Origin of the sequence: Afifella sp. JA880 (assembly GCF_025379905.1) — a bacterium.
In the GTDB taxonomy this organism is placed as follows: domain Bacteria; phylum Pseudomonadota; class Alphaproteobacteria; order Rhizobiales; family Afifellaceae; genus Afifella; species Afifella aestuarii.
In genome coordinates this window covers 730,081-747,918 of the sequence record NZ_JAOANH010000002.1, presented here as the reverse complement: position 1 = coordinate 747,918, position 17,838 = coordinate 730,081, and the positions used below count along the sequence as shown (strand labels likewise).

The 17,838-nt window shown below is 63.0% G+C and carries 17 protein-coding genes; 14 read left to right on the top strand and 3 right to left on the bottom strand.

From position 1 onward, the window contains the following. The first annotated feature begins 1 nt into the window (after position 1). Together ngg and NYQ83_RS11750 are read left to right on the top strand one after the other, a co-directional pair. Positions 2-1,792 carry an N-acetylglutaminylglutamine synthetase gene (gene ngg / locus NYQ83_RS11755; RefSeq protein WP_261214842.1) on the top strand — a complete coding sequence of 597 codons (1,791 nt, stop codon included), beginning with the start codon at positions 2-4 and terminating at the stop codon, positions 1,790-1,792. Then, a complete protein-coding gene (locus NYQ83_RS11750; protein WP_128291823.1) occupies positions 1,792-2,946 on the top strand; it encodes an osmoprotectant NAGGN system M42 family peptidase in 1,155 nt (384 codons plus the stop codon). Before ngg ends, NYQ83_RS11750 begins: the two co-directional genes overlap by 1 nt. Before the next feature lie 497 nt (positions 2,947-3,443). On the opposite strand, the gene NYQ83_RS11745 is transcribed toward NYQ83_RS11750, so the two are convergent. Continuing rightward, the gene (locus tag NYQ83_RS11745) at positions 3,444-4,253 is read right to left on the bottom strand and encodes a universal stress protein (RefSeq protein ID WP_261214840.1); all 810 of its coding nucleotides are present in this window, start codon (positions 4,251-4,253) and stop codon (positions 3,444-3,446) included. A gap of 172 nt (positions 4,254-4,425) precedes the next feature. Between NYQ83_RS11745 and NYQ83_RS11740 the strand changes: the two genes are divergently transcribed. Beyond that, positions 4,426-5,163: a Crp/Fnr family transcriptional regulator gene (locus tag NYQ83_RS11740; RefSeq protein ID WP_314733303.1), complete on the top strand. Its 738-nt coding sequence runs from the start codon at positions 4,426-4,428 to the stop codon at positions 5,161-5,163. Between the two features lie 168 nt (positions 5,164-5,331). On the opposite strand, the gene NYQ83_RS11735 is transcribed toward NYQ83_RS11740, so the two are convergent. Continuing rightward, a complete protein-coding gene (locus NYQ83_RS11735; RefSeq protein ID WP_128291123.1) occupies positions 5,332-5,988 on the bottom strand; it encodes a hemerythrin domain-containing protein in 657 nt (218 codons plus the stop codon). 175 nt (positions 5,989-6,163) lie between these two features. Between NYQ83_RS11735 and ccoN the strand changes: the two genes are divergently transcribed. From ccoN to mtnK, 11 genes are all read left to right on the top strand, one after another. Continuing rightward, complete coding sequence (gene ccoN / locus NYQ83_RS11730) at positions 6,164-7,765, top strand: cytochrome-c oxidase, cbb3-type subunit I (protein ID WP_261215191.1); 1,602 nt, start codon at positions 6,164-6,166, stop codon at positions 7,763-7,765. Positions 7,766-7,802: 37 nt separating this feature from the next. Next, on the top strand, positions 7,803-8,534 hold the full coding sequence (gene ccoO, locus NYQ83_RS11725) for a cytochrome-c oxidase, cbb3-type subunit II (protein WP_261215190.1): 732 nt from the start codon (positions 7,803-7,805) through the stop codon (positions 8,532-8,534). Between the two features lie 4 nt (positions 8,535-8,538). Continuing rightward, positions 8,539-8,745 (top strand): cbb3-type cytochrome c oxidase subunit 3, encoded by a 207-nt coding sequence (locus NYQ83_RS11720; protein WP_128291124.1) that lies wholly within the window; start codon positions 8,539-8,541, stop codon positions 8,743-8,745. 2 nt (positions 8,746-8,747) lie between these two features. After that, positions 8,748-9,680 carry a cytochrome-c oxidase, cbb3-type subunit III gene (gene ccoP, locus NYQ83_RS11715; protein WP_261214837.1) on the top strand — a complete coding sequence of 311 codons (933 nt, stop codon included), beginning with the start codon at positions 8,748-8,750 and terminating at the stop codon, positions 9,678-9,680. A gap of 351 nt (positions 9,681-10,031) precedes the next feature. Beyond that, positions 10,032-11,564 (top strand): cytochrome c oxidase accessory protein CcoG, encoded by a 1,533-nt coding sequence (gene ccoG / locus NYQ83_RS11710; RefSeq protein WP_261214836.1) that lies wholly within the window; start codon positions 10,032-10,034, stop codon positions 11,562-11,564. Positions 11,565-11,572: 8 nt separating this feature from the next. Continuing rightward, on the top strand, positions 11,573-12,070 hold the full coding sequence (locus NYQ83_RS11705) for a FixH family protein (RefSeq protein ID WP_261214834.1): 498 nt from the start codon (positions 11,573-11,575) through the stop codon (positions 12,068-12,070). Beyond that, on the top strand, positions 12,067-14,373 hold the full coding sequence (locus tag NYQ83_RS11700; RefSeq protein WP_261214833.1) for a heavy metal translocating P-type ATPase: 2,307 nt from the start codon (positions 12,067-12,069) through the stop codon (positions 14,371-14,373). The genes NYQ83_RS11705 and NYQ83_RS11700 overlap by 4 nt, the downstream gene beginning before the upstream one ends. Beyond that, on the top strand, positions 14,370-14,570 hold the full coding sequence (gene ccoS, locus NYQ83_RS11695; RefSeq protein WP_261214831.1) for a cbb3-type cytochrome oxidase assembly protein CcoS: 201 nt from the start codon (positions 14,370-14,372) through the stop codon (positions 14,568-14,570). Before NYQ83_RS11700 ends, ccoS begins: the two co-directional genes overlap by 4 nt. Further along, the gene (locus NYQ83_RS11690; protein WP_261214829.1) at positions 14,563-14,994 is read left to right on the top strand and encodes a hypothetical protein; all 432 of its coding nucleotides are present in this window, start codon (positions 14,563-14,565) and stop codon (positions 14,992-14,994) included. The genes ccoS and NYQ83_RS11690 overlap by 8 nt, the downstream gene beginning before the upstream one ends. A gap of 136 nt (positions 14,995-15,130) precedes the next feature. After that, complete coding sequence (locus tag NYQ83_RS11685) at positions 15,131-15,823, top strand: glutathione S-transferase N-terminal domain-containing protein (protein WP_261214828.1); 693 nt, start codon at positions 15,131-15,133, stop codon at positions 15,821-15,823. A gap of 92 nt (positions 15,824-15,915) precedes the next feature. After that, a complete protein-coding gene (mtnK, locus tag NYQ83_RS11680) occupies positions 15,916-17,211 on the top strand; it encodes an S-methyl-5-thioribose kinase (protein WP_261214826.1) in 1,296 nt (431 codons plus the stop codon). Between the two features lie 125 nt (positions 17,212-17,336). Here the strand turns inward: mtnK and NYQ83_RS11675 are convergent, their stop codons facing one another. Beyond that, the gene (locus NYQ83_RS11675; RefSeq protein ID WP_261214825.1) at positions 17,337-17,837 is read right to left on the bottom strand and encodes a cupin domain-containing protein; all 501 of its coding nucleotides are present in this window, start codon (positions 17,835-17,837) and stop codon (positions 17,337-17,339) included. Position 17,838: the final 1 nt, after the last annotated feature.

Genomic DNA, 17,838 nt, shown 5'->3' with positions numbered 1-17,838 from the left:
CATGTCACGCCGACCGGACAAGAAGGGCCAGGGCAAACGCGCCAATGTCGTTGGCCACAGGCTGTTGCGCATGCGCGAGCAGGGCACGCGGCCGCATCTCGAGCAGGATAGCGAGCGGCCGCATCCCAATGCGGTGATCGATTGTGGCTGGGGACGCATCCTCTTTACGCAGACATTCGAGACGAGTGAGGCGATGATCGACCAGCTCGGGGCGGAAGGCCCCGACCGGCGCGATATCGCCTTTTATGTGCGCGACCCGCATGTCGTGCTCGCGGCGGCTCCGAACGAGCTCTTCCTCGATCCCTCGCACACGTACCGGCTCGATCTCACCACCTACCGGGCGAAATGGCGCAAGCTGCCCGGTTTTTTCGTGCGGCGGCTGACTTCTCTGGCCGATGCGGAGACGGTCAACCGCATCTATGCGAGCCGCAACATGGTGCAGGTGAATCCGGAGTTTTTCTGGTCGAACCGAGACAGCCGCGCGCTCACCTATTTCGTCGCGGAGGACGAGGCGACGGGCGAGGTGATCGCCACCGTCACCGGCGTCGATCACCAGCGGGCCTTCAACGATCCCGAGCGTGGCTCCTCGCTTTGGTGTCTCGCCGTAGATCCGCAGGCGCCTTACCCGGGCATCGGCGAGGCGATGGTGCGCCGGCTCGCGGAGCATTATCAGGCACGCGGGGCGGCCTTCATGGATCTCTCCGTCCTGCACGACAACGACAAGGCGATCAATCTCTACGACAAGCTCGGCTTCCGGCGCATCCCGATCTTTGCGGTGAAGCGCAAAAACCCGATCAACGAGAAGCTCTTTTCCGGCCCCGACCCGGCCGAGAACCTCAACCCCTATGCCCGGATCATCGTCGATGAAGCGCGGCGGAGGGGCATCGATGTCGAGGTGATCGACGATCAGGCGGGCTTCTTCCGGCTCTCGTCCGGCGGACGGTCCGTGCGTTGCCGCGAGAGCCTGTCAGAGCTCACGAGCGCGGTCGCCATGTCGCTTTGCGATGACAAGTCGGCGACTCGTCGTATCGTGGAAAAAGCCGGGGTGAAGGTGCCCGCCCAGATGGAAGCCGGTGAGGAGAAGGAGCTCGAAGCCTTCCTCGCCGAGCACAAGAGCGTCGTCGTCAAGCCGGCGCGCGGTGAACAGGGGCGGGGCGTCGCCGTCGATCTCGACACGCTCGATGACGTCAAGGCCGCGATCGAAGAGGCAAAGAAATCCGCCGACCGGGTGGTGCTGGAATCTTACTTCTCCGGCACCGATCTCCGGCTGATCGTCATCAATTTCCGGCTCGTCGCCGCAGCAATCCGCGTTCCTGCGCAGGTGGTGGGCGACGGCAAGAGCAGCGTGCGCGACCTGATCGTCAAGCAGAGCCGACGGCGTGAAGCGGCGACCGGCGGAGAATCGAAGATCCCGCTCGACGGAGAGACGGAACGCTGCATCGCCCGCAATGGCTTTTCTCTCGATTCCGTCCTGCCGGAGGGCGAGACGCTGCAGGTGCGGAAATCCGCCAATCTGCACACCGGAGGTACCATTCACGACGTGACGGCGGCCGTGCATCCGACGCTCGTCGAGGCCGCGATTTCGGCCGCCCGTGCCATCGACATTCCTGTGGTCGGCATCGATCTGATGGTGACGGCGCCGCATCTGCCGGAATATGTCTTCATCGAGGCGAATGAGCGACCGGGCCTTGCCAATCACGAACCGCAGCCGACCGCGCAGCGCTTCGTCGATCTTCTGTTTCCGCTCTCGATGCCCGCCTCCGTCAGAATGGCGCAGGAAAGGAAGGGATGATGACGCGGCTCGCGATCGATACGGACTACCTGGCCGATTGGCTGGCGCGGCTTTTAGCGACGCCGAGCCCGACCGGATACACCGACACGATCGTGCGCGATTGCTGTGCGGAGCTGGAGAGGCTCGGCGTCGGCTACGAGATCACGCGCCGGGGCGCCATTCGTGCCATCTATCAGGGCTCCCGCCGCAAGGCGGCCCGCGCCATCGTCGCCCATCTCGATACGCTCGGCGCCCAGGTGAAGGGGCTCAAGGAGAACGGTCGTCTGGAACTCGTGCCCGTTGGCCATTGGTCGGCGCGGTTTGCGGAAGGGGCGCGGGCGACGATTTTTACCGATCACGGTTCCTATCGCGGCACGATTTTGCCGCTGAAAGCCTCGGGGCATACCTTCGCCGATGAGGTCGACACCCTGCCGGTCGGTTGGGATTACGTGGAGCTTCGCATCGACGCGCCGGCGACCGACAAGCCGTCGCTTGAAAAACTCGGTGTGGAGGTCGGCGATATGGTGGCGATCGATCCGCAACCCGAATTCGTCGAAAACGGCTTCATCGTTTCGCGCCATCTCGACAACAAGGCGGGCGTTGCAGTCATGTTTGCGGCACTCGAAGCGATGGTGAAGGAAGATGCGATCACGCCGGTCGACATCCACTTCCTCTTGACCATCGCCGAAGAGGTAGGCGTGGGCGCCTCTGCCATCCTCTCCCACGACGTCGCCTCGATGGTGGCGGTCGACAACGGCACGACGGCTCCCGGCCAGAACTCTTCGGAATTCGGCGTCACTGTCGCCATGGCCGACCAGACCGGCCCGTTCGACTACCATCTGACGCGCAAGCTCGCGCGTCTCTGCCTGGAAAACGACATCCGCTACCAGAAGGACGTTTTCCGCCATTACCGCTCCGATTCGGCCTCTGCGATCGAATCCGGCGCCGATGTGCGTACGGCGCTCATCACCTTCGGCGTCGATGCGAGCCACGGCTACGAGCGCATCCACATGCATGCGTTGCGGTCTCTCGCAGAACTCATCACAGCCTATGTGACGAGCCCCGTCGAGATCCAGCGCGACAGCAAAGAGCTCGGCAGCCTCCAGGGCTTCACGACCCAGCCGACCGAAGACGAGGCCGCCGAGGAGGCGAAGGACGAACCTGTCGTGCTGTGACACTTTGCGCCGGCAGGCGGCTTCGTCGATCGTCCCGTGGCGCTTGACCCGCTTCCCTGTGAAGGCGCGATATCGCGTTCTTTAGGAAGGGATGCGACATGACAGAGAAATCTCATCAAGCGGAGGCTGCAGCGGATCGCTGCTGCCAGGACCAGGCCGCCGGTGAGCATGAAGGCTGCGGCTGTGGTGGCAAAGGCCACGGCAAGCACAAGCACGGGGAGCACGGGGAGCACGGGGAGCACGGGGAGCACAAGCACGGCTCGTGCGGCTGTGGCGGCCACGGCCATAAGCACGCGCATGGGGCGGGCGAGGGCGGTTGCGGCTGCGATCATTAAGACCGGCTTTTATCGCTTGGCGCGGAGCTTGGCCGGGGTGAGGACGCTGCATTTTGAAGCGGCGTCCTAAAGGCGATTGAAAAGGCGGGCGCCGGTTCTTGTGCCGGCTGCCCGCTCCTCAGACGCCCCGCACAAGCGGGGCGCGCCCTCAACCTCGTAGATTCAGTGCGACATCAAAATCGGAACCGTCATCTGGTCGATGATCGATTGCGTGGCGCCGCCGAAAACGGTCTCGCGCAGGCGCGAATGGCCGTAGCAGCCCATGACGATCAGATCCGCGCCGAGGTCGGTCGCGCGGTTCAGGATTTCTCCGCCGACCGAGGTGCGGTCCGGCCGTGCCGTCATGTTCTCGACGTCGAGACCGTGGCGCGACAGCGTGCGTGCAAGCGCATCGCCCGGCACCAATCCCTTGCCCGGCTCATTGTGGCCGGCCTCGACACAGAGGATGTAGACCTTGGCACCCTTCTGGATGAGCGGAAGGGCGTCGAAAGCCGCACGGGCCGCCTCGCGGCTGCCGTTCCAGGCGATGAGGACCGTATGGCCGACATCGGTGTACTCGCCCGATGTTGGAACCACCAGGACGGGCCGCCCAGCACCGAGCACGAGATCCTCCGGACGATAGTAGGAGGGGAGCTCTTCGGCCGCCTGCGCCGTCACCACGAGATCTGCATTGCGGCAGGTGCGGCAGGCGAGCTGGGTCGCGTTGACGTCGCGCGCATCGAGCTGAAGCCATGAATTCGCGATCGTTTCCGCCGCGGCTGCGCGATTGAAGGCCGCTCCGATCTCTTCCGCCAGCTGATTGTCGCGCTCCATCTGCATGGACAACCATTCTCCGCCGAGCGGGTCGACGACGTCCGGCGGAATGCGCGGGATTAAATGCAGGCCGACGATGTGAGCAGAATGATCGCGCGCAATCGGCACCGCGACATTCATGAGGCGCGGGATAACATCCACCGTCGGAAGGTGGATCATAATCGTTCCGAGAGGATAACGGCTGCTCACGGCTCTTTCCTTTCAAACGCGTGGAGGAAGGCAGGGGCAGGGTTTAACCAACAGTCTATTATAGAACCTAGCGCCGAATTGCCGCGTTGATCAGGATCAAGCCCCCCTGGAATTGAGGCGTTTTCATCGCTAAGACTGCGGTATGATGAAGCTGGTGCCAATCGCCCCCCTTGAGACGGATCCCGTGCCCGATCTTTGCCGGGCATGCAAGGCTCGAAACAGGGGTATCTGCGGAGCGCTCAACGCATCGCAGCTGTCGGAGCTGACCCGCCGGGCCCACAGGCAGGTGGTCGAGCCGGGAAAGACCCTACTCGATGCCGAGCAGCCGACATCCAACTATTCCAATGTGCTCGCGGGTGTCGTGAAGCTGTCAAAAATGCTGCCGGATGGACGACAGCAGATCGTCGGTCTTCAGTTTGCGCCAGATTTCGTCGGCCGCCCGTTCTCGCCGGAGAGTTCGCTCAAGGCCGAAGCGGTGACCAGCACGGTTCTGTGCACTTTCCCGCGGCAGCTTCTGGAGCGGATGATCCGCGAATCACCGGAGCTGGAGCATAAGCTCTACCTTCAGGCGCTCGATGAACTCGATGATGCGCGCGATCTTCTCCTCACGCTCGGCCGCAAGACGGCGCGTGAGCGGGTTGCGACGTTCCTTCTGATGATTGCGCGCCATTCTCCGCATGCCGATGACAGCGAGGAAGGTGGTACCGGCTTCGAACTGCCGTTGACGCGCGCCGAAATCGCCGACTTTCTCGGGCTCACCATCGAAACCGTGAGCCGGCAATTGACCAAGTTGAAGGGCTCCGACGTGATCCGCGTGGAGCAGAACCGGCGCATCCGTGTCCCGGATATGGAGCTCCTGACAGCTGAAACGGGCGACTGAGCTCAGGCTTTCGTCAGTCTCGCTGCGTCCCCATAAACCGCATAAACCGCACTGGCCCGCTTCAAAGAGTGCCTTTGAGTGAGTCCCTGTGAGTGCTTTTTGGGGAGTGCCCTTTCTGGGCTCTTTCAGGACGCGCGCGGCCTTCTTCCGGGCAGGAGGAACCGTCCGTCAGCCGGCCTGCGCCTGACGCCCGTCCTTGCGAAGAGAATGTCTTCCGACGATCCGAACTTCGCTTGCCAATAGGATGGCGAGAGGCTGGCTGTCGCAGCGCATGCGGTGGCGCAGGAGCGCTGCTCCGAGATCCGCCCGTGCCGATGGCGAGAAGCAGGTGCGGGCCATGGGGAAAACCACCGTCTCCTCCCAGGCGATATGCCGGCGCTGCGATTCGAAGAACGCACGCAGGAGATAGCCGAGAGCCTCGGCTTCGCGGTAACCGCCTTCCTCGTCATGGGCATCCAAAGCGTCGGCCAGTTCCAGCGCTGCCTGTTCGTCGGCGTCATGTTCGGAGCGGGCGAGGGCAACCGCCTCCCGGATGCCGCGGTCGGCGCGGCAGGGCGCGGCGAGAGCCGGAAACAGGATGTCGTTTTCCAGCCGGATATGGGCGGGGAAGTAGAAGCGCAGCGTCAAAGCCGCAGCGCGCGCCGTCTCCTGGATGACGTCTCGGGGGAGGGCATCGGCGATCGCTTCCAGAAGATCGCACAGACGCTCCTGGAGGGCATGCTCGTAAGCGATCAGCTGGAAGGGGTCTTCCCGAATTATTTCTGCCGTGGGCGCGTCCGCCGCGCAGGCGAGCAGCGCCTCAAGATGGCGTCTCTGCGGCCGCATCTTGGGAAATCCTTCCCAATCGTTCCCCTTGATTTACTAAGTGTGCCGGAACTCCCCCCTTTCCAACTTGATCTGAATCAAGGATCAGTTTCCCCTAAAGTCGATAGCTACTTTGGAAGCCTTCTAGCGCGTCGCTTGGGCGCACTTGGCAAGTTTATAGGAGATGGCCATGGGGATGGCACAAGCCGGCATCTTGTTCCTGATCGCGCTGGTTGCCGTCATAGCCTCTGTGAAGGCTCATGACATGCAGTTCGCGGTCCATATGGGACTGGTTGCCTTGATCGCTCTTGGCGCTGCCATCTGGCGGCTGCGCACCATGGATGTTTCTGGGAAGAACATCCCGCTGCGCGAGCGTCCGGACGGCTACATGGACGACGTGATTCGCTATGGCGCCGTGGCGACAGTGGGTTGGGGCGTCGTCGGCTTCATGGTCGGCGTGTTGATCGCGTTCCAGCTCGCCTTTCCCCATCTTAATCTTGAGCCTTATTTCAACTTCGCGCGTTTGCGGCCGCTGCACACATCGGCAGTGATTTTCGCCTTCGGCGGCAATGCGCTCATCTGCACCTCTTTCTACGTCGTGCAGAGGACGACCGGTGCCCGCCTCTTCGGCGGAGGTCTGCCGTGGTTCGTCTTCTGGGGCTATCAGCTTTTCATCGTGCTTGCCGCCACCGGCTATCTCCTCGGTGTCACGCAGTCGAAGGAATATGCCGAGCCGGAATGGTACATCGACCTGTGGCTGACGATCGTCTGGGTCGCCTATCTCGTCGTCTTCGTCGGCACCATCGCCAAGCGCAAAGAACCCCACATCTACGTGGCGAACTGGTTCTATCTGGCGTTCATCGTGACGATCGCGATGCTGCACGTCATCAACAACCTCGCCGTGCCGGTCTCCTTCCTCGGCTCCAAGAGCTACTCGGCCTTCTCCGGCGTCCAGGATGCCCTGACGCAGTGGTGGTACGGCCATAACGCGGTCGGCTTCTTCCTGACCGCCGGCTTCCTCGGCATGATGTATTATTTCATTCCGAAGCAGGCCGAACGTCCGGTCTATTCCTACCGGCTTTCGATCGTCCATTTCTGGTCGCTGATCTTCCTCTACATCTGGGCCGGTCCGCACCACCTGCACTACACCGCGCTGCCCGACTGGGCGCAGACGCTCGGCATGGTCTTCTCGGTGATGCTGTGGATGCCGTCCTGGGGCGGCATGATCAACGGCCTGATGACGCTGTCGGGCGCCTGGGACAAGCTTCGGACCGATCCGATCATCCGCATGATGGTGATCGCGGTCGCCTTCTACGGCATGTCCACCTTCGAAGGACCGATGATGTCGGTGAAGGCGGTGAACTCGCTCAGCCACTACACGGACTGGACCATCGGTCACGTGCATTCCGGTGCGCTCGGCTGGGTCGGGATGATCTCCTTCGGCGCGATCTACTACCTGGTGCCGAAGCTGTGGTTCCGGCCGCGGCTCTACTCGGTGCGGCTCGTGTCCTGGCACTTCTGGCTCGCCACGATCGGCATCGTTCTCTACGCCGCCTCCATGTGGGTGTCGGGCATCATGCAGGGCCTGATGTGGCGTGAGTACAACCAGGAAGGCTTCCTCGTTTACTCCTTCGTGGAAACCGTTGCGGCCATGCATCCCTACTACATCATCCGCGCTCTCGGCGGCACGCTTTACCTCGCCGGCGGGCTGATCATGGCGTTCAACATCTACAAGACGATCCGTGGTGATCTCCGTCAGGAGACCCCGATCGGCGCTGCCGTCGAACCGGCCGAGTGATAGGAGGCACAACGTGCTCGACCCGTTTACGAAATTCATCCTGCGCAACCATGACAGGGTGGAACGGAACATCACCGTTCTCTTCGTGCTCTCCTTCATCGTCGTCGCGATCGGCGGCCTCGTCGAAATCGTGCCTCTGTTTTACGTACAGAACACGATCGAGAAGGTCGAAGGTATGCGGCCCTACACGCCGCTGGAGCTTGCTGGTCGCAACATCTACATCCGCGAGGGGTGCTATCTGTGCCACTCGCAGATGATCCGTCCGATGCGCGACGAAGTCGAGCGTTACGGCCATTACTCGCTTGCCGCGGAATCCATGTACGACCACCCCTTCCAATGGGGGTCGAAGCGGACGGGGCCCGATCTGGCGCGCGTCGGCGGGCGTTATTCCGATGCGTGGCACGTGGAGCATTTGACCGATCCGCGTTCCGTCGTCCCGGAATCGATCATGCCCACCTACAGCTTCCTCGCGAAAACGCCGCTCAAGGCCGACGACATCGCCGAGCATCTCAAAGTGAATGCTGTTGTCGGCGTGCCCTATTCTGAGGACATGATCACCAATGCGCAGGCGGATCTGCGGGCGCAGGTCGATCCCAACGGCGATCCGAGCGGGCTGGAAGAGCGCTACCCGAAGGTGAATGTGCGCGACTTCGACGGCAATCCGTCAGAGATCACGGAGATGGACGCTCTGGTGGCCTATCTTCAAATGCTCGGCACGCTGGTGGACTTCACCACCTACGAGCCGCTCGCCGAAGACAATCTCAGGTGAGGCGATGAGCACCTACGATACCCTGCGCCACTTCGCGGACAAATGGGGGCTTCTCTTCATGCTCCTGGTCTTCGCTGCGGCGGTTCTGTGGGTCTATCGTCCGGGCGCCCGTGCATCTTACCGCGCCCAAGGCGATATTCCCTTCAAACATGACGAGCGGCCGGCTCAAGAGCAGCCACCGCGTGACCAGACTCCTGGACGTGGAGAGTAATGATGGCCACCAAGAAAGATGGCGCTTCGAACGAGCCGCGAGGCCATGGCGTCGAGATCGACAAGGTCACCGGGACGGAAACGACCGGTCATGAATGGGACGGGATCAAGGAGCTCAACAATCCCCTGCCGCAGTGGTGGCTGTACATTTTCTACGGCTGCACGATCTTCGCTCTCGTCTATGTCGTGCTCTATCCGGCGATTCCGCTGATCAAAAGCGGCACCGACGGAATTCTCGGCTGGCATTCGCGCTCAGCGATTGCTCGTGAGTTGACCGCCGTGGAGGAAAGCCGCCAGGCGGTGATGAACCAGATCCGCGACACGCCGCTGGAAGAAATCCGCACCAACGACGAGTTGATGCAGGTTGCCTTCCGGGGCGGTGAATCGGCGTTCAAGGTCAATTGCGTGCAGTGCCACGGCTCCGGTGCCGAGGGCGGCTATGGCTATCCGAACCTCAATGACGATGCCTGGATATGGGGCGGAACGCTCGAAGATATCCACACCACGCTCCAGCACGGTGTCCGCTACGAACAGGACGATGAGACGCGGATCTCCGAGATGCCGGCCTTCGGTCGCGATGGTCTCCTGGATTCGAGCCAGATCGAGCAGGTGGCGAATTACGTTCGCTCGCTGTCCGGCCTCGAACATGACGGGGCTCTCGCCGAAGAGGGCGCACAGGTCTTCACCGACAATTGCGCGGTGTGCCATGGTGAGAACGGGCAGGGCCAGCACATGCTGGGAGCGCCCGCGCTCAACGACCAAGTGTGGCTCTACAGCCCGGATCTCGAGCAGATCGAATCGCAGGTGGACAACCCCAAGCACGGCGTTATGCCAGCCTGGTCGGGGCGCCTCAGTGAAGTGACCATCAAGCAGCTGGCGCTTTATGTCTGGTCGCTGGGTGGTGGTCAGAACGCGGATGCGACCGCTTCGAACTGAGATTTTCACACGACGGTATGGTTTAAGCGGGCGGCCACGGCTGCCCGTTTTTTTATATGCGAGGTCGCCGATGTCATTGCCGCTCGCCCACGGATTTCCTATCTGTTCGCTATCGGTAAAGATGCCGCTTTCTGGCACCGGGCGCCTGTCGTAATCACAACTTGTAATGCTGAGTGGGCGGATGTGGTGAGCGTTGATCCACAAGGCCGCGTTCGGATCTCTCGGCTTTATTGTCGCATGCGGCGAATGCGCTCAGTCTGCTCGGGCTGCCTGGATTGACCTGGGTCAAACGGATTAGACCGTTTCCAAGCTATCCACGGCGCATGCTGTCGCGGCAGCAATGGAATCTAAATGGCCAAGATGAATCAGGACACCTACGCGGGGGGCGGGGTTGTCGACCAGGTCGAGGCCGATCCGGTCAATAGCCGCAACGAACGGTCGCTTTATGCGGCGCGTCTCAAGATTTTTCCTCAGAAAGTCTCCGGTGCTTTCCGGCGGCTGAAATGGCTGATCATGTTCGTCACCCTGGGCATTTACTGGGTGACGCCTTGGATTCGCTGGGACCGGGGGCCGAATGCACCTGACCAGGCGGTGCTCGTCGACCTTGCCAGTCGCCGCTTCTATTTCTTCTCGATCGAAATCTGGCCGCAGGAATTCTACTATGTCGCCGGCCTCCTCATCATGGCGGGCCTCGGCCTCTTCCTGATCACGTCGGTCGTTGGCCGGGCCTGGTGCGGCTACACCTGTCCGCAGACGGTGTGGACCGACCTCTACATGGCGGTCGAACGACGGATCATCGGCGACCGAAACGCCCAGATGCGTCTCGACAAGGCGCCCTGGGGCTTCGCCAAGATCCGCAAGATCGCCACCGTGCATGCGATCTGGCTCCTCATCGCGATCGCGACCGGCGGTGCGTGGGTTTTCTATTTCGCGGACGCTCCGGGGCTCTCCGTCGATCTCGTGACGCTGAAGGCGCCTCCGGCCGCCTATGTGACGATCGCGGTCCTGACTTTTACCACCTATGTCTTCGCCGGCTTCATGCGCGAGCAGGTGTGCACCTATATGTGCCCGTGGCCGCGCATTCAGGGCGCCATGCTCGATGAAGATTCGCTCATCGTCACCTACAACGACTGGCGGGGCGAGCCGCGCTCGCGCCATCGCAAGAAGAGCGAGCAGCAGGGGCTGGACATCGGCGATTGCGTCGATTGCAACGCCTGCGTCGCGGTCTGCCCCATGGGCATCGACATTCGCGACGGTCAGCAGCTCGAATGCATCACCTGCGCTTTGTGCATCGATGCCTGCAACAACATCATGGACAAGGTGAACAAGCCGCGCGGGCTGATTTCCTATTCCACGTTGCAGGATTATCAGGTCCATGCCGCTGCCGCGGCGAGCAAAGGCCGCGAAGTGGCGAAGGAGGAGCAGCGCCGCTTTTCCGTGTCCCACATCGTGCGTCCGCGCACGGTCATCTACTTCACGCTATGGTCGCTCATCGGCGTTGCCATGCTCGTTACGCTCGCCATGCGCGATCGTCTCGACATCAACGTCCTGCATGAGCGCAATCCGCTTTTCGTGACGCTCTCCGACGGGGCGGTGCGCAACACCTATACGGTGAAGCTCCTCAACATGCTGCCGGAACTCAAGACGTTCTCGGTGACGCTCGACGGGCTGCCTGGGGCGGAGATGTGGTACGCTGGTGCGGAAGAGGAAAAGAGCCGGAACCTGATCGTCGAGGTGCAGCCGGATCGCGTACGCGATCTCAGGGTGTTCGTGGTGATGCCGGAAGGGGCCCGAGGGTCTCAGGATTTCGATTTTGTTGTTACCGATCCCGAGACGGGTCAGACTTCTTCGGCTGATGCGCAATTCCACGGGCCGACGCGATGAGACGGGTGATGAGTGCTTTCTGGCCAAGCGAGGAAAATCCCCTCAACGGCTGGCATTTCTTCGGCATCATCTCGCTGTTTTTCGGCACCATCATCATCGTGAATTTCACGATGGCCTTCTTCGCGACGTCGACCTTCCCGGGGCTCATCGTCGAGAACTCCTACGTCGCCAGCCAGAATTACAACAAATGGCTCGCGGCGAGCCGGGCGCAGGATGCGCGTGGCTGGGACGCGAAGTTCGACACGACCGACGGTATTCTGACCGTCGATCTGCGCGACAAGAGCGGGTCAGCGATCACGGGTCTCGATGTCTCCGCCATCATCGGGCGTGCGTCGGACTGGAACGAGGATCGTCTGGTGACGTTGCAGCAGGTCGCCGACGGCTACCGCGCCGATGAGCCGTTGGGGCCGGGACGCTGGATGGTGGAGCTCAAGGTCCGCTCCGGCGAGAATCTGGTCTTTCGCACGACCGAGCCGGTGATGGTCAACAGCGGACCAGCCTCATGAGTTGCTGCGGGGAAGGCGCCTCGCTTGCCGCGATCGAGCTTGCCCGATCGCAACCTGACCCTGTTGATGATCACGTCGATCCGGCCTTCCTGCGCGAAGCGAAGGACGGTGCGACCGAACTGACGCTGATCGTGCCGGGCATGCATTGTGCCGGCTGCCTCGCGAAGGTGGAGCGAGCCCTTCTCTCTGTGGCGGGCGTGTCGCGGGCGCGCGCCAATCTGACGGCCCACAAGGCGGTCGTCGGTTTCGATCCGCAGACGGCAGAAGCTGAAGAGCTGATCGCGGCCGTCCGCGGCGTTGGCTACGCGGCAAGGCCCGTTGATCCGGCCGTCTTCAGCAATGCCGCCGACGAAGAGGCGGGAGCGGAGCTGTTGCGCTCGCTCGCCGTGGCTGGATTTGCCGCCGGCAATGTCATGCTCTTGTCGGTTTCCGTCTGGTCTGGAGCCGACGAAGCGACGCGAAACCTCTTCCACTGGATTTCGGCGATGATCGCGCTGCCGGCGATCGCCTATGCCGGGCGGCCTTTCTTCCGCTCCGCGGCGCGTGCGCTTTCCGCCCGCAGCCTCAATATGGATGTGCCGATCTCACTTGCCGTCGTGCTGGCCGCCTTGATGAGCCTGCACGAGACCATCATCGGCGCGCGGCATGCCTGGTTCGATGCCTCGATCACGCTGCTCTTCTTTCTGCTGATCGGGCGGGTGCTCGATTTCCGCATGCGTGGGGTGGCGCGTGCCGCCGCGACGCGGCTCTTGTCGCTGTCGGCCGACAGCGCGCGGCTCGTTACCGAGGATGGCCGTGTCAGCCTCGTGCGCGCGGGCACGGTGAAACCTGGAGATGTCGTCGACGTGGCGGCCGGGGAGCGTGTGCCGCTCGACGGGACTGTCATTTCGGGCTGGAGCGACATCGACAAATCGCCGTTGACGGGCGAACCCTTGCCCGAGGCGGTTCGGGACGGCAGCGCCGTCTTCGCCGGCACGCTCAATGTCACAGGGCCGATCCGTCTCAAGGTGGAGAAGGGGGCGGGGGACAGTCTCCTCGCCGACATCATCCGTCTGATGGAAGGCGCGGAAGCGGGACGCGGCCGTTTTGTCGGGCTCGCCGACCGTGCTGCACGCATCTATGCGCCCGCCGTCCATATCCTGGCGGCTCTCGCCTTCGTCGGCTGGCTTCTCGCCGGCATCGGCTGGCACGATTCCTTGATGATCGCCGTTGCCGTTCTCATCATCACCTGCCCTTGTGCGCTCGGCCTTGCGGTGCCTGCGACACAGATCGTGGCGAGCGGGCGGCTCTTGAAGGAAGGCATCATCGTCAAGGACGGCGCGGCCCTCGAACGCCTTGCCGGCGTCGATACGGTCGTCTTCGACAAGACCGGGACCTTGACCGGCGGGGATCCCCGTCTTGCCGAGGAGCCGGAGGTGGACGACAGGAGCTGGGCTCTGGCCGCGGCGCTGGCCAATAAGAGCCGCCATCCGCTCGCCAGGGCTCTTGCCGCGGCGGCTCAAGACCGTGGGGTTTCGCCTCTCTCCGTGGAGGATGTGCGCGAAGAGCCTGGCGCGGGCATGGAAGCGCGCTTCGAAGGCCGTCGCGTGCGTCTTGGACGGCGGGAATGGGTTGCCGAGACAGAGCACGCCGAGAGCGGCGGGGCATTTTCGGAAATCTGGCTTGAGATCCCGGGGGCGGCGCCCAAGGCTTTCCGTTTCGTCGATCGGTTGCGGCCCGATGCGGCGCCGCTCGTCGCGCGTCTCAAGGAGATGGGGTTCGGCGTGCATCTTCTGTCGGGCGATCGGCCGGAGGCGGTCGCAGCAGCCGCTCGCGGCCTCGGCATTGCCGAATGGAAGGGCGGGGTGACGCCCGCCGACAAGGTCGCCGAAGTGGAGCGCTTGCAGAGAGAGGGCCGGCATGTCCTGATGGTCGGCGACGGCATCAACGATGCGCCGGCACTCGCGGCTGCGGCGGCTTCGATTTCGCCCGCGACCGGTTCCGACATTTCGCAGGTCGCGGCCGATTTCGTCCTCTCGTCCGGTGCGCTCGCACCGGTCGCGGAAGGCATCGTCGTCGCGCGCCGGGCAAGGCGCGTCATCCTGGAGAATTTCGCGATCGCGCTCGCCTACAATGCGATCGCCGTGCCGGTGGCGCTCGCCGGTTTTGCGACCCCGCTCATCGCCGCGGTCGCCATGTCGAGCTCCTCAATCCTGGTGACGGCGAATGCGCTTCGCCTGTCTCTCGGTGCCGGCAAGCGGACGACCGCAAAGCCGCAGCCGCGCAATGCGCTCGCCGATACCGGCCGGGAAGCAGCGGCGTGACCATCCTCGTCATTCTCATTCCGGCGGCGTTGTTTTTGGGCGCGCTTGGCCTTGCCGCGTTTCTATGGTCTCTAAAGAGCGGACAATACGACGACCTCGACGGTGCCGCCGCCCGCATTCTCCTCGACGATGAGCCTGCGGACGGGGGGCGCCGGAAAGAGGTGCGCGAGGAAGAGGACGCAGCCCAACATGTATGAAATTCTGCGCATGGCGCATCTGATCATGATCGCGATGGTCACCGGCATGGCCGTCTCGCATTACGTTATGCTGCGCGCCAGCGCCGGCCGTGAGGGCGAAGGCGGGCGGGCTCTGGCGCTCGCCCGGCGCACGCTCGGCAATTTCACCACCATGGTTCTCGCCTTCGTCTGGCTGACCGGCGTCCTGCTTCTGTGGAGCCATTACGGCATGACGGAGAGGGAGGTGAGCGCCTGGTTCTATGTGAAGATCCTCTTCGTCATCGTTTTGACCGGTGCCCATATCGCCCAGCGGGTCACCGCCGGCGGCATGCGCGGCATCACGGTAGAAGGTCGGCGGATCATCGAGCGCTATGTCTCGATCGTCTGGCTGGCCGCTCTTCTCTCCATATGCTTTGCGGTGATCTCCTTCACGCCGTCGCAATAACGCCTTCGAAGTAACGCCTCGAAGTTACCCGTCGCGTCTCGCGGCCTCCTCGCGGCGTTGCGTCCGGCTTCCTAGAAAATCGGAACGACGTTAACCTTCGCCGGCTTCCCAACGCGCCGGTTTTCGAGGGGGAACAATGACGCGAAGGCTTTTCGATTTGTGCGGGCGAGACCGCAATCTGCGCTTCAGCCCGTATTGCTGGCGCGCCAAAATGGCACTTGCCCATAAGGGTCTCGAATTCGAGACCGTGCCGACGCCGTTTCTCGGCGTCGCGGCGATCGAGCCCGACGTGGTGCGCACGGTGCCTGTGCTCGACGACCATGGTGTCAGGGTGCGCGATTCCTTCGACATCGCAGTGCATCTGGAACATGCCTATCCGGACCGGGCGCCGCTCTTTGCCGCCGCGGACGGGATCGCGGCCGCGCGTTTCATGGAGAGCGCCACGTTCGCGACGCTGCATCCGCCGATCCTGCGCATGATCGTGAAGGATATCCACGATCAGCTCGACGATGCCGATCAAGAGTATTTCCGCGAGAGCCGGGAGAGCCGTCTCGGCCTGCCTCTCGAAGAAGCGCAGCAGGATGTCGGGCTCGTCAGCCCCGAACTCGACAAGGCACTGGCGCCGCTCCGCCGGACGCTGGAATTCCATCCCTGGCTCGCCGGTGAGCAGCCGGGATTTGTCGATTACATTCCCTTTGGAACCCTGATGTGGCTTGCCGTCATCCATGGCGGGCTGCCGATCGACCCCGACGATGCCGTCGCCGACTGGTTCGGACGCTGCCTCGATCTCCATGATGGTCTGGCGCGCGGCGCACGCTTCGCCGCCTGAGGCAACGCGCGGACTTGCAGGGTGTCGCCCAAGGGAGTTGCATCGTCCCGGAAGAGGTCGAGCCCCTGCCGCGCGGGGGCGGGGAGGATGAGATGACCGCACCCTTGCAAGTCCCGCCGGGCTACCGCGCCCATGATCCGGAAAGCCTGCGCGGCTATCTCGCCGAGATTTCCGCCGTGCGTGACCGGCTCGGCGGCGATCCCGCCGCGTGGACGATCGAGGAGGTCGGAGACGGCAATCTCAATCTCGTCTTCAAGGTGCGCGGGCCGGCGATGGGTGTCGCGGTCAAACAGGCGCTGCCCTATCTCCGCCTCGTCGGCGAAGGCTGGCCGCTGCCGCTCGAACGGGCGCATTTTGAACATATGGCGCTGAGCCACGAAGCGAAGCATGCGCCGGGCCTCGTTCCGGAGATCTACCATTACGACGAGACGCTGGCGCTCATCGCCATGGAGCTTCTGGAGCCGCACATCATCATGCGGCACGGCATGATCGCCGGGACGGTCTATCCGAAATTCGCCGACGATCTCTCCACTTTCGCCGCCAATACGCTCTTCTTCACCTCCGACCTCGCGCTCAAGGCGGCGGAGAAGAAGGCGATGGTCGGCGCCTTCGCCGGCAACACCGAGCTCTGCAAGATTACCGAGGACCTCATTTTTACCGAGCCCTATATGGTGGCGGAAAGGAACCGCTGGACGGCGCCCTATCTCGATCCGCTCGCCGCCTCGATCCGCGAGAATGGCGACCTCAAGGTCGCGGTCTCACGCCTGAAGCTCAAGTTCATGTGCGATGCGCAGGCGATGCTGCATGGCGATCTCCACACCGGGTCCGTCATGCTGACGCCGGAGGAGACGCGCGTCATCGATCCGGAATTCGCCTTCATGGGGCCGATGGGCTTCGATACCGGCGCGGTGATCGCGAACCTTCTGATCGCCTATTTCTCGCAGGTGGGTCACGAGATCGAGCCGGGCGGTCGCGACGCCTATCGCGCCTGGGTGCTTCAGGCGACGACTGAGTTCTGGAACGGCTTTCGCGCCAAGTTCAAAAAACTCTGGGAGGAGAATGGCACGGGGGACGCCTATCCGGCGCCGCTCTTCGCCTCCGAGGCGGGGAAGAAGCGTCTCGCGGCGGAGCGTGAGGCCTATCTCGACCGGCTTTTCGCCGACACGCTCGGCTTTGCCGCCGCCAAGATGATCCGCCGCATTCTGGGCCTCGCCCACAACATCGATCTGGAAAAGATCGCGGACGAAAAGGTGCGTGCCACCGCCGAGGCTCGCTGCCTGCGGCTCGCCCGCGACATGATGGTGAATACGGGCGCCTACACCACGATCGAGGCGATCTGCGGCCACGCTGAGCGGCTCAACGGCTGGGAGCCGAAACTCGGCGGGTAAGGCATGTGTCGATGACGTGCGAGCACGCCAATTGGCTGTGCTCGCACGTCATTTCGAGAAGGCGCCAGATGAGCCAGTCTTCATGCCGATTGCGGTCCTCCGGTCGCCTTCTCATCAAAGGGCGGCTATTTGAAAATCGTCAGCGGACCGCAATTGTCGTCTGCAACAAAGATCGCCAACAGATCTGCTGCTTCCGTCGAACTGGCATTCTCCGCGAAAAGATGGACTGCACCTGGCGGCTCGAACCAAGTCTCGCCGGCGACGTAGGTGCCAGTTCTTTCGCCGGCCAGTTGGGAACGAATGGTGCCGTCAAGGACGTAGGCCGTGACCGAGCCGGGGTGCCGATGCTCCGGCGTGAAGGCGTCCGGGGGAAAGTGCACAAACGCTGTCGTGATCGACTTGCCCTCCACGTCCGGCAAAGGTGTGCAAGCCAAGATCCTCATCGATGTTTGGGGTCGTGCCGCCGCATCGGAACCGTCCGCGTCGCTCATTTCGTAAAATCTGGAGTGGAGCGGCGGATAGAGTGAGGCTGCGCCCGCAGCGGTGACCAGGAGTAGGGCCCAGCCCCAGCGCCGCAAAGTCGAGCGCTGCCATGGGCAGTGATGGGAGCGGAGCATCAGGCTCATT

Excerpts from the sequence above, each read along its gene's own strand:
- ngg (WP_261214842.1), top strand. The coding sequence starts at position 2 with ATGTCACGCCGACCGGACAAGAAGGGCCAGGGCAAACGCGCCAATGTC.
- NYQ83_RS11750 (WP_128291823.1), top strand. The coding sequence starts at position 1,792 with ATGACGCGGCTCGCGATCGATACGGACTACCTGGCCGATTGGCTGGCG.
- NYQ83_RS11745 (WP_261214840.1), bottom strand. The coding sequence starts at position 4,253 with ATGATCCACCTTCCGACGGTGGATGTTATCCCGCGCCTCATGAATGTC.
- NYQ83_RS11740 (WP_314733303.1), top strand. The coding sequence starts at position 4,426 with ATGATGAAGCTGGTGCCAATCGCCCCCCTTGAGACGGATCCCGTGCCC.
- NYQ83_RS11735 (WP_128291123.1), bottom strand. The coding sequence starts at position 5,988 with ATGCGGCCGCAGAGACGCCATCTTGAGGCGCTGCTCGCCTGCGCGGCG.
- ccoN (WP_261215191.1), top strand. The coding sequence starts at position 6,164 with ATGGCACAAGCCGGCATCTTGTTCCTGATCGCGCTGGTTGCCGTCATA.
- NYQ83_RS11720 (WP_128291124.1), top strand. The coding sequence starts at position 8,539 with ATGAGCACCTACGATACCCTGCGCCACTTCGCGGACAAATGGGGGCTT.
- ccoP (WP_261214837.1), top strand. The coding sequence starts at position 8,748 with ATGGCCACCAAGAAAGATGGCGCTTCGAACGAGCCGCGAGGCCATGGC.
- ccoG (WP_261214836.1), top strand. The coding sequence starts at position 10,032 with ATGGCCAAGATGAATCAGGACACCTACGCGGGGGGCGGGGTTGTCGAC.
- NYQ83_RS11705 (WP_261214834.1), top strand. The coding sequence starts at position 11,573 with ATGAGTGCTTTCTGGCCAAGCGAGGAAAATCCCCTCAACGGCTGGCAT.
- NYQ83_RS11700 (WP_261214833.1), top strand. The coding sequence starts at position 12,067 with ATGAGTTGCTGCGGGGAAGGCGCCTCGCTTGCCGCGATCGAGCTTGCC.
- NYQ83_RS11690 (WP_261214829.1), top strand. The coding sequence starts at position 14,563 with ATGTATGAAATTCTGCGCATGGCGCATCTGATCATGATCGCGATGGTC.
- NYQ83_RS11685 (WP_261214828.1), top strand. The coding sequence starts at position 15,131 with ATGACGCGAAGGCTTTTCGATTTGTGCGGGCGAGACCGCAATCTGCGC.
- mtnK (WP_261214826.1), top strand. The coding sequence starts at position 15,916 with ATGACCGCACCCTTGCAAGTCCCGCCGGGCTACCGCGCCCATGATCCG.
- NYQ83_RS11675 (WP_261214825.1), bottom strand. The coding sequence starts at position 17,837 with ATGAGCCTGATGCTCCGCTCCCATCACTGCCCATGGCAGCGCTCGACT.